10 protein-coding genes are annotated in these 13077 nt (G+C 34.7%); 5 read left to right on the forward strand and 5 right to left on the reverse strand.

The annotated features are described in order from the left end of the window. Positions 1 to 357 precede the first annotated feature (357 nt). The 3 genes from WC841_01675 to WC841_01685 are packed head-to-tail and all read left to right on the forward strand — an operon-like array spanning position 358 to position 3654. Positions 358 to 1674, forward strand: coding sequence for a glycosyltransferase family 2 protein (locus WC841_01675; GenBank protein MFA5828060.1), 1317 nt, complete (start codon positions 358 to 360; stop codon positions 1672 to 1674). Then, complete coding sequence (locus tag WC841_01680; GenBank protein ID MFA5828061.1) at positions 1655 to 2863, forward strand: glycosyltransferase; 1209 nt, start codon at positions 1655 to 1657, stop codon at positions 2861 to 2863. The genes WC841_01675 and WC841_01680 overlap by 20 nt, the downstream gene beginning before the upstream one ends. Then, positions 2860 to 3654: a class I SAM-dependent methyltransferase gene (locus tag WC841_01685; protein ID MFA5828062.1), complete on the forward strand. Its 795-nt coding sequence runs from the start codon at positions 2860 to 2862 to the stop codon at positions 3652 to 3654. The genes WC841_01680 and WC841_01685 overlap by 4 nt, the downstream gene beginning before the upstream one ends. On the opposite strand, the gene WC841_01690 is transcribed toward WC841_01685, so the two are convergent. Beyond that, the gene (locus WC841_01690) at positions 3651 to 5435 is read right to left on the reverse strand and encodes a hypothetical protein (protein MFA5828063.1); all 1785 of its coding nucleotides are present in this window, start codon (positions 5433 to 5435) and stop codon (positions 3651 to 3653) included. The genes WC841_01685 and WC841_01690 overlap by 4 nt on opposite strands. Before the next feature lie 32 nt (positions 5436 to 5467). Between WC841_01690 and WC841_01695 the strand changes: the two genes are divergently transcribed. Both WC841_01695 and WC841_01700 read left to right on the forward strand, forming a co-directional pair. Then, a complete protein-coding gene (locus WC841_01695) occupies positions 5468 to 6853 on the forward strand; it encodes an MBOAT family O-acyltransferase (GenBank protein ID MFA5828064.1) in 1386 nt (461 codons plus the stop codon). A 5-nt stretch (positions 6854 to 6858) separates the two neighbouring features. Further along, positions 6859 to 8061, forward strand: a complete 1203-nt coding sequence (locus WC841_01700; GenBank protein MFA5828065.1) for a hypothetical protein — start codon at positions 6859 to 6861, stop codon at positions 8059 to 8061. 12 nt (positions 8062 to 8073) lie between these two features. Here the strand turns inward: WC841_01700 and WC841_01705 are convergent, their stop codons facing one another. From WC841_01705 to WC841_01720, 4 genes are read right to left on the reverse strand one after another with little or no spacing between them, the layout of a single operon-like run. Beyond that, complete coding sequence (locus tag WC841_01705) at positions 8074 to 10278, reverse strand: hypothetical protein (protein ID MFA5828066.1); 2205 nt, start codon at positions 10276 to 10278, stop codon at positions 8074 to 8076. 9 nt (positions 10279 to 10287) lie between these two features. Beyond that, positions 10288 to 11037: a methyltransferase domain-containing protein gene (locus WC841_01710; GenBank protein MFA5828067.1), complete on the reverse strand. Its 750-nt coding sequence runs from the start codon at positions 11035 to 11037 to the stop codon at positions 10288 to 10290. A 1-nt stretch (position 11038) separates the two neighbouring features. Further along, entirely contained in the window at positions 11039 to 12160 is a 1122-nt protein-coding gene (locus tag WC841_01715; GenBank protein MFA5828068.1) for a DegT/DnrJ/EryC1/StrS family aminotransferase, read from the reverse strand. Beyond that, on the reverse strand, positions 12157 to 13077 hold the full coding sequence (locus WC841_01720; GenBank protein MFA5828069.1) for a glycosyltransferase family 2 protein: 921 nt from the start codon (positions 13075 to 13077) through the stop codon (positions 12157 to 12159). Before WC841_01720 ends, WC841_01715 begins: the two co-directional genes overlap by 4 nt.

The raw sequence follows: 13077 nt of genomic DNA on the forward strand, positions 1-13077 counted from the left end.
GACAGTTTTCTCAAATGGATGCTACATATAGGCATATTCTTTATTATCATGCAAATTAAATTAATTGTATCAAGGCCCAATCATAGTCTGTAAAAACAAGGTCCTCTATATTTGATTCTATTTTTAGATCTTCTTTTTTCGCGACACCAAACATTAAGTTAATCTTATGTATAATATAGGCATTGCAGGATATGGTCACAAAAAGTTTAGGTAATTATCTGGTCTCGAAAAACTCTCAATTCAAAAAAGAGCTTGCCGACACAAGGGCCAATCTCACTCAGATCAATTTGGATCTAGCCAAAGTCAAATCATCAAAATTTTACCGTCTCTGGCGCATATATCGCTATATTATAGAAAATGGACAACCCTAAAAAAACAACACCACCAGACCTTTTCAAAGTCATCAAAGAAAATGAAAAACTCTTAACAAAGATTATCTCCTTAAAATATAAAAAACAGGATCGCCAAAAAGAACTATCAATTATCGTAAATTCCAGGGCTTATAAAATTTGGCGACTTTTTATTAAACTTAGGAAATATCTTTTACTTATTCCCGCCCAACTATTATTCAGATTACCAATAAGTGTTTTTTACACCGCTATTTTTACCTTAATTTTTATTTTCTCTAAGTTTGTCTCCATATTTCAAGTATTTACCGGCAAAAAACTGACACTCACGACTCGGGAAACAATACTTGACGGCATTAGTTTTATTATTCCCACCTGGAACAAAAAAAATATGGTTCTCAAATGCCTGTCCCTATTAGACCAAATTGCCACCGCCGAGAGGTCCGAGTTACCAGTTGAAATTATTGTTGTTGAAAATGGCTCAATTGACGGTACCTTCGATGCTCTAAATAAGCTCAAGACCAAAAATCGCCTACTTGTTCTAAAACAAAGTACCAATCTGGGTTATGCAAAAGCCGTCAACCTGGCCGTTCAAACCGCTCAGTACAATTACGTCTACCTCCTAAACAACGACATGGAACCACAAAAAAACTTTTTGTCCGAACTAATTAAGTTGACTCGAAAACTGATCGATAAAAATAAACTATTTTTTGGTATCGCTTCACAAATATTCTTTTATGATAAAACTAAACGTCGGGAAGAATCCGGTAAAACCTTTTTTCATATGCACAACGGTTTTCTAGATGTTGCCCACGTCATTAATAAGTATAATCTTGAGGATATCAGTATAATCGCCTATGCAGGAGGAGGATCATCACTCATAAACAAGCATCTCCTTGTCAAACTGGGTCTACTTGATCACAAAACTTACACCCCACTTTATTGTGAAGACATGGACATAGGATATCTGGCCTGGAAATATGGATATCCTTCTTATTTTCTTCCATCATCACAAATTATTCACCACCATCAATCATCATCAAAAAACCTTAGCCGCGACCCCAGATACTATATGTACAAAAACTTTGTTGCCTTTATTTTAAAAAATACCATGTCGTCCAAACTTTTCTTTAAATACCTTACCGTCTTTATGTTCAGGATAAACTTGTCTGAGGATGCATATAACTACGCCACCGAAAATTTACTAAACGTCTTTAATATCTTTAAAAGCAGAGTTAAATCCAATAAATATTTATCTGTATTTTCAGATAATAAACTTTTTGATTTTGTTAAATTTGAAACTAAATATGGAAGCAGATTCCTCTAAAAAAAATATATTAATCATATCGGCCATTTCACCTTTTCCCGCAGACAGTGGAGGAGCCACCCGCATCTATAACACCATAAAACATCTGTCCGGCCATTACAATTTGTATTTCTTATTACATAAAAATCCCAAATACCGGCTTAAAACAGACGAATTAGACTTTCTTCTAAAAAACACCATCGAATATTATGTTTTTGACCTCAAAGAAGAAAAAACCAATTGCTTTTTTGGCTGTAAAACCATCCCTTACTGGTTTTCAAATTGGTTTGACAGTGAGCTGATTCTGGGGATAAACAAAATCATTTCAACCCACGCCTTTGACTTTATTCAGGTAGAAACCACCCAACTTGGGTACCTTATCGATTATCTACCGGCTGATATTCCCAAATCGCTTACCGCCTATGATGTTTGTTTTGTCTCTTTTTTGCGCCGATTAAAGGAAACAAGGGGCATAAAAACAAAATTTACTCATTTTTTTCTCTGGCTACAAATATATATTTTTGAAAACAAATATCTTTCTAAATACAATTTTGTCACTGCCATGTCGTCAGCAGACGATAAATTTTTTAAGCAATATTTAAACCTGAAAAACACTTTTATTGTTCCAAATGGAATTGAAAAAATTGAACCAAAAATATCAGCTAAAAAATCAACGCTAAAGCTAGGCTACATTGGCTCATTTAACCATCCTCCAAATTACCATGCTTTCAAATTTTTTGTCAATCAGATCGCCCCTCTTCTTGAAAAGAAAAATATAAAATATGAATTTATCTTAGCCGGTAATAACAAACCCGAAGATGTAAGATATCTTGTCAACAATTCGCCCATAAAAAATAAAAAATCTATCAAGCAAGTTGGTTTTATAAAAGATTTAAGAGATTTTTATCAACAAATCGATTTGTTAATCACCCCGATATTTTCCGGCTCGGGCACCCGCCTTAAAATCCTTGAATCTTTAAGTTTCAGCACCCCCGTAATTTCCACCACCATCGGCGCCGAAGGTATCAACAGCATTGATCCAAAATATCTAATGATTGCCGACACCGCCCAAGATTTTTATAAGAAAATTTCTACTTATCTTTTCCCCAAAACAACCCAATCTTTGGTTAAATCACCCGGTCTTAGAAAGTATCTTTGGTCAAATATTTTTAAAAGTTATTATCAAGTTTTAAATCACCGATTTCAATGAAACAATATCAAAAATACCCAATTGTAGACCACACCTCATTTATTGAAAAAGCAATTATTTATTTAGGAAAATTCCCAGTTTATTGCCCCGTCTGCGGGAATATTTCCTTTATTTCAAAAATTAATAAAATCAATCTCCGCGAGAGCTGTCAGAGTTATTGTTGCAATTCCACAAACAGACAACGACAGATGGCCATAGCAATTTGCAAATATCTGAGAACTTCATCGTTAAAAAAGATTTCAAAATATCAGGGATCAATTTATAACACAGAGTCGTTTGGTCCAATCCATAATGAACTTATTAAGGCAGGACATTACACGTGTTCCGAATATTTTGGCAATAAATATAAAAGCGGAAAAGTTTATAACGGTACGTTACACCAGGATTTAATGAATCTTTCTTTTTCTGACCAAACATTTGACATAGTTTTGTCCTCAGACGTCTTTGAGCACATTTCAAAACCGTATTTGGCACACAAGGAAATTTATAGAGTCCTAAAACCAGGCGGGATACATATTTTTACAGTACCATTCAGCTCCAGTGGTTATCACGATGAAAAAAGAGCATCAATTGTCAAAGGCAAGATAAAACACCATCTCGCCCCTATTGTCCATCTTGATGGTATCAGACCCGATAGCGGCACTCTTGTTTATAATATATTTTCTCTTGAAATGGTGGTCCGATTAGATAAAATAGGTTTTTCGACAAAAATTCTTAACATCAAATCCTTAATCAATGGCGTAATAGGCGAAGGAAACTTAGTCTTTATTTCATCAAAAAATACTTTTTAGCGGCTTCCACCAATCCCCTTAACACACTTATATAGAAGTGTGTCTCCGAAAATAGTAGGGCTCTGGAAATACCACGCCGACGGGTCAAAATCCACTATGGTGCACTGCCGACCTTTCGTCCAATAAATAGAATCTGGGGCTAACCATTGTTTATTACCCACCAACAAAAAACTATTTTCATCATCTACTTTTCTAATTACTGATTTTATTTTCTCATCAATTTTATCACTGGCAACAATCTCATTGTATTTTCCCATATCAATTGCCGACACAACCGACATTCCTGCTATATTTGCCAAATATGCTAATAATGTCTCCGGGCCACGATTTCTAACTACCATTACTTTATTGGAGTCAAAAACTGTTTTATAGCCGTCGGTCATTTCCGCCAAACGATCCCTGCCAAGCAACTTTAAACCGGCAATATATTGTGAAAAAAAGTATCCACGGGGTTGAGCTCTTGTCAATGACCGCAAATTAGGGCGCCAACCAAAATCTGTTTGAATCGAGCTAAAACAAAAAAATATAAAAAATAAATAAATCAGCAATCTCCTCTTCCTCTCCAAAACTAGACGTAAAAAACGATCGTCAAGACCCTCCTCGTTTATAAGCCACAACCAATTTACACCAACAAAAACAATAAGATAACGGGAATATCCAAACAATACCGACCATAAAATATAACCTAACAAAAACAATCCGTATTTCAACTTCCTTCTTCTCAACAAAAACCACCACGATAAACAATAGGGAACCGCACTAAATGCCGAAAAAAAATATTTTGCCATTGTATTTACGATTCCTTCTCCATATCTAAGAGTAAATTGGCCAATTACTGGCCACAAAAAAACCTCCACCAGTCCTTTCGGGCCCCATCTGGTATCTTTAAAATTAGCCAGTGAATACAAAGGCGATTTAAAATAACTATTATACAAAAAAGCAATTGGATTACCGGTATTTACATAAGAAACCACAAAATATATCACTATTAGAAACAAAAACAATACTACCCATCTCCACTTTATATCCTTCTTCTTCTGCCAAACAAAATACAAAAATATGGGCATTACTACAACTCCCGATGACTGTTTAATAATCATTGCTAAAAATCCCACTATTACCCCCACTGTTCTGTTACCCCTCGCTGAAACCAATTGGTAAAACATCTCCAAGCTCAAGATCAGAGTCAAAAAATCCACCATAAAAGTAACATGCGTCGCCATTAAATGCGGTACAAAAAATATGTACAAAAATATTATGTCCCACAACATCCTCTTGCTTGCACTTTTTTCCCCAGACTTTAGTCTTAAATTTATTGAGATATACCAACCAATCAACAACAGACCATTAATTAAGAGACTTAATCTAATTCCAAAAATTTCTAGCAAATACGGATACCCCAATTGAGCTACAGGATAAACATAAGTACCAAAATCCAGAGGCAAAAAATTAACAGCCTGCCAAATATCACTTGCGTAACCCCCAATGACTAAATGGAAAGCAAAATCATCATACACCGGAAAATAGATTGGAAATCGGCTAACTAACACCAACCATAAAGGGATGGTCCATAACAATTCAATTTTTGAGAAAATAATTTGTCGATCTACAACAAATTTCCATAAAACATACCACCACGTCAGCCACAAGACCAATAAAGTCCAACCAAATATTTGACGATCACTCATCAAGGGTAACACCGAACCAGCGGCCAGCAAAACCACTCCCGCAATTAAAAAACTGATATACCCAAGATAAAAATTTGCCAAAAAATCCTTCATGATCCCTTAGCTTCATGATATCATCACATCAAATGCTTTTCAGCTCCAATCTCTTCCTTTTTCTTTTTTTACCAATCATCCTTTTAGTCTACTTTGGTATCAATAAAATAGTCAAACCGCCTATTCTTATCTCCAACCTTATCCTAATTATCTTTAGTTTCTTCTTTTATCTCTGGGGTAGTGGTTTATTCACCGCTATCTTTTTAGCCTCTATTTTTATCAACTATCTATTCGGTCGACTAATGGCCAAACACGCACGTTTAAAAAAAATATTTCTCTTTTTGGGTATAACCGCTAATCTTTGTTTGCTAGGCTATTTCAAATATTTTAATTTCTTCTGTCAACAAATCTCTACCTGGTTACACCTTACTCCTCCAACCATCGTCCCTATTTTTCTCCCCATCGGTATCTCTTTTTATTCATTTATGGCTATCTCTTATCTTGTTGATGTTTACCGTCAACAAAAATCAGCCAACTTTATCGACTTTGTTTTGTACCTTAGTTTTTTCCCCCACTTAGTCGCCGGACCAATCGTCCGCTACCAGGAAATTGCTGAAGAAATAAAAAAACGCCAACCAAGCATCGACCAGTTTTTTGAAGGTCTTTGGAGGTTTTCTCTGGGTCTTAGTAAAAAGGTGATTATCGCTAACTCCGTAGGGCAGCTCACCGACAAGGTCTTTTCCCTGCCTCCAAACGAAGTCGGTTCACTTTTGGCTTTATCGGGGATAATCGCATACACCATTCAAATCTATTTTGACTTTTCCGGTTACTCCGATATGGCAATTGGTCTGGCTGGTTTTTTTGGTTTTAAATTCCCCGAAAATTTTTGCCATCCCTATATGGCCAGTTCCATAACTGATTTTTGGCGGCGCTGGCACATGTCTTTATCACGTTTTTTCAGAGACTATCTCTATATCCCCCTTGGAGGAAATCGTCTTGTCTCAATACGAACTTATTTCAATCTTATTGTTGTCTTCACCCTCTGCGGGCTTTGGCATGGGGCCTCTTGGACATTTGTCGTGTGGGGACTTTATCATGGAGTATTACTCGTAATCGAACGGATTCTCAAAAATAAATTTCATTATGAACCTAAGGGTATTTTCTCCATAATCTTAACTTTTTCTTTAGTTTCTTTAGGTTGGATTATTTTTCGCTCTCCTACGTTATCCTTTGCCATAAATTATGTCAAGACATTGTTTGCTTTTTCTGACAGATTACCTCCATTCTATACCCTCCGCTATTTTATCCCACCCAACGTTGCCTTTTATCTGGCAATAGGGCTAATATTTTCTTTCTTCCCGCTGACTAAACCTAAAAACGCTTATCTTCGCGGGCTAATAATATTAACCTTAACCCTAATCTCACTCTCCTTTCTTTCTAAAATATCATTTACCCCTTTTATCTATTTCCAGTTCTAACATCAATGGCCATTCATAATCTTAAAGTCCTCATTATTTTTTTAGTAATAAATTTTTTGGTTCTCAAAATATATGCAAAGGCCAAAGGACCTAAATTTTACTTTAACCCAAAAACACCGTTCGTTGCTTTTTTTCTTTATTTAATATGTTTCCCGTTTTTTCAGGAAAAGACCAACATTTTCCGTTATCAATCCGTCGAAGAAAACCGCAAAAAAATTTCCCATCCTCTCGGTAATCCTATTGTTGAGCTTCTCAATACAAAAAATAATTACTCCTCCGCCTACGAAAAATATTTTAACGACAACTATGGCTTGCGGGATCTTTTTATTCGTCTCAAAAACCAAATCGATTACTCGGCGTTTGGAGTTTCCGATGAAATTATCATCGGTAAAAACCACTGGCTATTTTACAAAAATGTCGTTGAACGGGAACAATTTTATCTTGAACAGCAAACCGAAGCTCAATTCGAAAATATTCAAAATAAAATTCTTTCACTAAATCAGTATTTCAAAAAGAGGGAAGTCCTCTTTGTAGTAATGCCTATTCCTATGAAAAACTCCGTCTATCCAGAACATTACACCAACCGCACCACCAATAGGCCATCGCCGACCAAATTTGAAAGATTTATAACTTTTTTAAAATCACATCCGGAAGTAGCCTTTATTGACGCCCCTGCCATCTTGCAACAATACAAAAACCAATACCAATTGTTTCACAAAACAGACTTCCATTGGAATGACACTGCCGCCTTTCTCGTTTCCCAAGAAACTATCAGCTCTATTAACAAATGGACAAACCGTTCCGTCCGCTGGCAATACCCGCTCAAAACACAAAATGATACTGACTTTACCGGAGGCCAAACCAATTCTCTTGCTATCCTTATTTCCCCAAAAGAAAACATTTTACGAATCAGTAACTCACCAAAAAGCGCTATCCCCGACCCAATCACACCTCTACCATTTCTATATTATTTTAAATCTCCGGTTTCTTCGCAAAACCTATTCCCAAAAATGCTTTTGATCGGTAACTCTTACCTTCTTAATTTTCTCAACACAGGAATTTTTGATCATTTTAGCGAAACCCTGATCATCCATAGTAACGACATGCAAAAAATTCCGACTGCCGTTCCCAAAGACGTCAAAATTGTTATTTGGGAAATGATAGAAGTCGATCTTCTCAAAGAGTCTCTTTTTAAAATAAATTACTAACGGAAATTCCTATCATCTTTTCGGCAGTTTACCAATAACAGCCACATTCTCAATAACCTGAGGATTATCTAAGTCAAAATTATTTTTCCTCATCCTGGCCAAAATACACGTATCCCAGTTTTCAGCCTGTTGTCCATAATTTATTGAATAAAATCTAGCATCACCGATTTTATTCTTATCAAATAGCATTATTACTTTATCAACTCCGTCCAACTCAACAGGATAATAAAATATCTCTTGTTTTAAAAATGGGTAGGCTAACGCTTCTGGTAAAGAAATCATATCATTTATACCGACACTGGATTGAAACTTCATAAATTTATCAATTATACCTTTTCGGCTTAAGTACAAAGTTTCGTAACTCTTATATATTTTGTCAAAAACATAACTTGATTCACCGATTTTATAATTATCGACATTAAATTTGGAAATGAAAACTAAATACCCAAATAAAAATAAGGTCAAAAATACTTTATTTTTAAATTTGATTAAAGATACGGAATAAACAAACAGCCACAATGTAGGAACAAAATACGATATATGATAATGGGTAGACCATGCAAGTTTACCAATCTGTATCATTATATTTGGCATTAAAAAAAATATCCAAGCAATAAAATTTTTCGGTTTAAACAAAATTATAAAACCGCTAAAAATTATATTAACTAAAATAAATATACCGGAAGAACGAGAGATAATTACATTATAGAGATTTACTACGATACTAATAATTCCCCCCGAAAACGTATTGTTTATTACACTATTTTGTGTTGAACCTGGTTCGGCAGTTTGTTTGATTATTGTAATCATAATCAAACTTATAATCAAAGAAAACAAACCGATAATTAATATTTTTTTATCTCTTTTAAATAAAAATAAATAAACCAAAAAAACCATAAATAACGAAATACCATAAATCTCATTTGACGAAATCGCCAACAAAGAGAAGATAGAAATCAATAAATAGTTTAACTTTTTACGAGACAACAATAAGATGGTCAAAGAACAAAACAACAAAAAAAATCTATTAAAATAAAATTGTCCGTAAAAACCCTGCAACCAAAGAGGATGCTGCGATGCAATTAAAACCAATATTGCAGAATTTAAACTATCCACCATGTACCTTCTCGCCGCCAAATAAACAAACAATAATACCGTTGAATAAATAATCGCCTGCGTTAAGGCTATAAACCAATAAATATCAAAAAATCGAAGCAAAAATCCCAACGGAAAAGCAATTAGATAGAAATGACCCCAGGGGGGAAACTCTTTTGGGGTAATTAGCGAACGGCCACAAACATATTCGGCACTTCTATACCAAACGTCGTTAAGTGAATAAGTAATAGACCTGGCATAACTACTTTCAAACCCCAAACCTTTACTGATATTCAACATTATCTGGGCTGCAAAAGTTGTATCCCCAAACTGAGATTGCATATTCCGATAAAATAATAACCTAGTAAGAATCAATGATATTAAGATATAAAACACTACCACGATAAATACTTCATATTTTTTACAACACATAATCTCGATTTTGAAAAATAGCTCTCTAAGCTTTTTCAAATAGGCCGTGAATATTTTTGTACTCTTAAACGTAAAAAAAAATATATACAAGTAAATTACAACAAAGATTAATAAATAATTTACCAAGGAAACATTACCAAAAAAAGACCTTATTTTATTGAAAACAAATCCAATAATTTCTTCTTTATGCTCCAATAAATATTCTTTTGGAAAACTATGCTTACTCAAAATTGAAGAACCTTTAGCCACCATTTGAACCGAGTTCCCGTTTACCCCATCCAAGGACTCTATTTCTATCTGATATTTTTTGTTTTTTGAATCTTTAATTCCAGGAAACCCAAAGGGAAAATATTGATTATTTTGGAATTGGTCAACCTTATATTTATTGCTGTAATACCAATCACCACTACCTATTTCCTTTATCCTAAATTGTAAGTAATCATCGTTAATTCTTCCATGCGTGTCAAACTTGACTGCGACTATACCTAAATTATTATTTTTAGCCGCAAATTCCTCCGAAACCTTCACACCCTTAAGTAATTCTCTGTTTTGACTACCTACAAAATCATGGCCTTCAACAATCACTGTAAAATTGTAATCCTGAAATTCACTAACTTTCATAAAACCTATCCCTATCAACACTAACACCGCTAAACCCAAAACAATTGCCAATTTACTTTTAAAATACATAATATTCAACTATATTTTTTGAAGCACTACCGTTAAACCCAGTCCTATTGGCGGTCTTATATACTTTTCCACAAATTTTTGAAAGGGAACGACATAACTATCATAAAATTTCCCCTGATTCTTGACCAGATTAATCCCGGAACCCGAACCAAGAGTTATTTTTTTAAACTTAAAATATAATAAAGACCCTAACACACCAATAAAATCCTGATACCAAATATCTACGACGTTAAATCTTTCTCTATTTATTAAACCCAACATATATTTTTTCGAGTATCTCCGGTAATGACCCAAAAATTTATCGTGAGATGAATACAAAAAAGGTAAGGCAGGGACTTCAATTAAAATCATACCACCAGGTTTGAGAAGTTCATAAGCTTTTTCTATGGCTTTAATATCTTCTTTAATATGTTCCAACACATGAATAAACAAAATCGTGTCAAAATGTCCGACTGTTTTATCCTTTAGCTTAAAGAGATCTTCCATTTGAAAAGAGACATATTTAGGAAAAACGAATCTCTTCTGATGAAGCTTAAAAAGAGTTTTTGAAGGTTCTATCGAGACCAATCTTTTTATACCCCTCGCATTTTTAACAATTTCGTTTGTAAACCCCTTTTCTCCACTTCCTACTTCTAAAATTTCCCTCCCGACATATTTACCAATTAGATCATATTGATATTTTCGGTAATTATTTAGTTCATAATCTTTCACTTTCTTAGTCCAATCCATACCACACACATAATTATCGTCTTTCTTCATATTATTTTTTTAAAGATACTAGTAATTCAATAATTTTTTCGGCCGCGCTAATTGGTAGTCCTCCGTAAAATGGCAATGCTAACACTTCTTGTACTACACGATGGGCATTAGGTAAGTTCGTTGGGTTTGATGAAGGTAGGTTTTTATAATACGGGTATTGACTGCAAAGTGGAAAAAAATACTTCCTCGGATATATGTTATACGTCTTTAAAATTTCACTTACCTCATCACGGGAACGCCCAAATACTCTTTTGTCAATTCTAATAACAAAATATTGGTAACTTTTTTTTACATTAGGCCGATCTTTCAGGTAGGTTATTCCTTCAATTTTATCAAGATGGTTCTGATACATCCTGCTAATTAGCATTCTTTTTTTTCTTTCAGTATTTACTAGTGATAAAACTACAAGACCAAGCACGGCCTGAATCTCATTCATCTTACCGTTGATTCCAGGAACAAGCACTTCTTCCCCGATTATCCCAAAATTTCTAAGCAAATCAATTTTTTCTTTTAACAATTCATCTTTACAAATCAGAGTTCCACCTTCCCCTGTGTGGAACAATTTTGTCGGGTGAAAACTAAACATTGAAATATCCCCAAAATTCCCGATGCCCACACCATCGATTTCGGTTTCAAAAGCATGGGCAGCATCATATATTACTTTTAAACTACGATCGTTTGCTATCTTCTGGATTTTTTCTACATCACATGGCGTCCCAAAAACATGAACAGGTAAAATAGCCGTGGTTTTCTTGGTAATATTTTTTTCTATTTGGTCAGAGTCAATATTCATTGTTAAAGGGTCAATATCACAAAATACAGGTTTAATATTGCACCAGGTCAAACAATTTGGGGTTGCCGGAAAAGTAAAAGGTGTAGTGACAACTTCCCCTTTAAGATCAAGACTCTTAATGGCCGTTAATAGAGCTATTGTACCGTTATTAAATATTGATACTTGGGGAACTTTAAGTATTTTTTTAATTTTCTTTTCTAAGGTTTGAAGTTGTATTCCATTATTTGACAACCATTTACTTTTCCATACCTCTTTTAATTTTCCATTAAATGCCGCTAAGGGCGGAAAAAGAGGCCTTGTAATATAAATAGGTTTCTTAAACGGTTTCATAGGTATTTCTTCCTAATGACATAATTTGGTTTCTTTCGAAGCTCACTATAAATACGCCATGTATATTCACCTATCACCCCCAGCATAATCATTATCAAGCCTCCCACAAATAAAATCGCCACCATAATCGGTGCCCACCCCGTAAAAGGTGTTTTACCGACAAACCAAGCGTAAATAATGGTTAACCCATATATAACCCCGACAATAGAAGTGATAATGCCAGACAAAGAAATAAAACGGATGGGAAGATAAGAGGCGTCAAGAAAAGCATCCAAGAAATTTTTTAACTTTTTTGAGAAATTGTATTGCGATTTACCAATCGTTCGTTTCAGTCGAGTATAGGGGATAAAGCATGTTCGATAGCCAGTCCACAACAAATCTCCCTGAAAAGACCTATTCCGAATATCTATTGTATTGTATTCATCCAATGGTTTTCGATCTATAAGGACATAGTCAAATCCACCTATAGGTAACTGAGGAAAAGAGAGCTTTAAAGCTCCATATGCCAAACGGGAAAAAAATTTAGCCGCAAAAGTATCTGAACGACCCACCCGGTAACAAGCAACTATCTCTGACCCTTTCCTCCAACTTTTAATCATTTTCGGAATCATCTCCACCGGGTCCTGCATATCCGCCGAAATGTTAATGACCGCATCACCACTAGCCTCTTTTAACCCTGCGAGAATAGCTGCCATTTGACCAAAATTTCTGGTAAATGATATAGCTTTTACCCGTGAGTCTTCTTTTCTTACATTAAATATTTCTTTCAGCGAATCATCATCTGAACCATCATCAACAAAGATAATTTCGTATTCATAACCCGCTAATGATTTTGCAAAAACTGATTTAATTTTCTCATATGTTTTGCAAATAGATCCCTCGTTGCGATATACGGCAATAACTAATGAAATTTTCAT

This window comes from Candidatus Shapirobacteria bacterium (assembly GCA_041659325.1).
In the GTDB taxonomy this organism is placed as follows: Bacteria; Patescibacteriota; Microgenomatia; order UBA12405; family UBA12405; genus JBAZYN01.

What these genes read in the sequence shown, in the direction of transcription:
- WC841_01695 (MFA5828064.1), top strand. Translation starts at nt 5,468, where the DNA reads ATGCTTTTCAGCTCCAATCTCTTCCTTTTTCTTTTTTTACCAATCATC.
- WC841_01705 (MFA5828066.1), bottom strand. Translation starts at nt 10,278, where the DNA reads ATGTATTTTAAAAGTAAATTGGCAATTGTTTTGGGTTTAGCGGTGTTA.
- WC841_01710 (MFA5828067.1), bottom strand. Translation starts at nt 11,037, where the DNA reads ATGAAGAAAGACGATAATTATGTGTGTGGTATGGATTGGACTAAGAAA.
- WC841_01700 (MFA5828065.1), top strand. Translation starts at nt 6,859, where the DNA reads ATGGCCATTCATAATCTTAAAGTCCTCATTATTTTTTTAGTAATAAAT.
- WC841_01675 (MFA5828060.1), top strand. Translation starts at nt 358, where the DNA reads ATGGACAACCCTAAAAAAACAACACCACCAGACCTTTTCAAAGTCATC.
- WC841_01680 (MFA5828061.1), top strand. Translation starts at nt 1,655, where the DNA reads ATGGAAGCAGATTCCTCTAAAAAAAATATATTAATCATATCGGCCATT.
- WC841_01685 (MFA5828062.1), top strand. Translation starts at nt 2,860, where the DNA reads ATGAAACAATATCAAAAATACCCAATTGTAGACCACACCTCATTTATT.
- WC841_01690 (MFA5828063.1), bottom strand. Translation starts at nt 5,435, where the DNA reads ATGAAGGATTTTTTGGCAAATTTTTATCTTGGGTATATCAGTTTTTTA.
- WC841_01720 (MFA5828069.1), bottom strand. Translation starts at nt 13,077, where the DNA reads ATGAAAATTTCATTAGTTATTGCCGTATATCGCAACGAGGGATCTATT.
- WC841_01715 (MFA5828068.1), bottom strand. Translation starts at nt 12,160, where the DNA reads ATGAAACCGTTTAAGAAACCTATTTATATTACAAGGCCTCTTTTTCCG.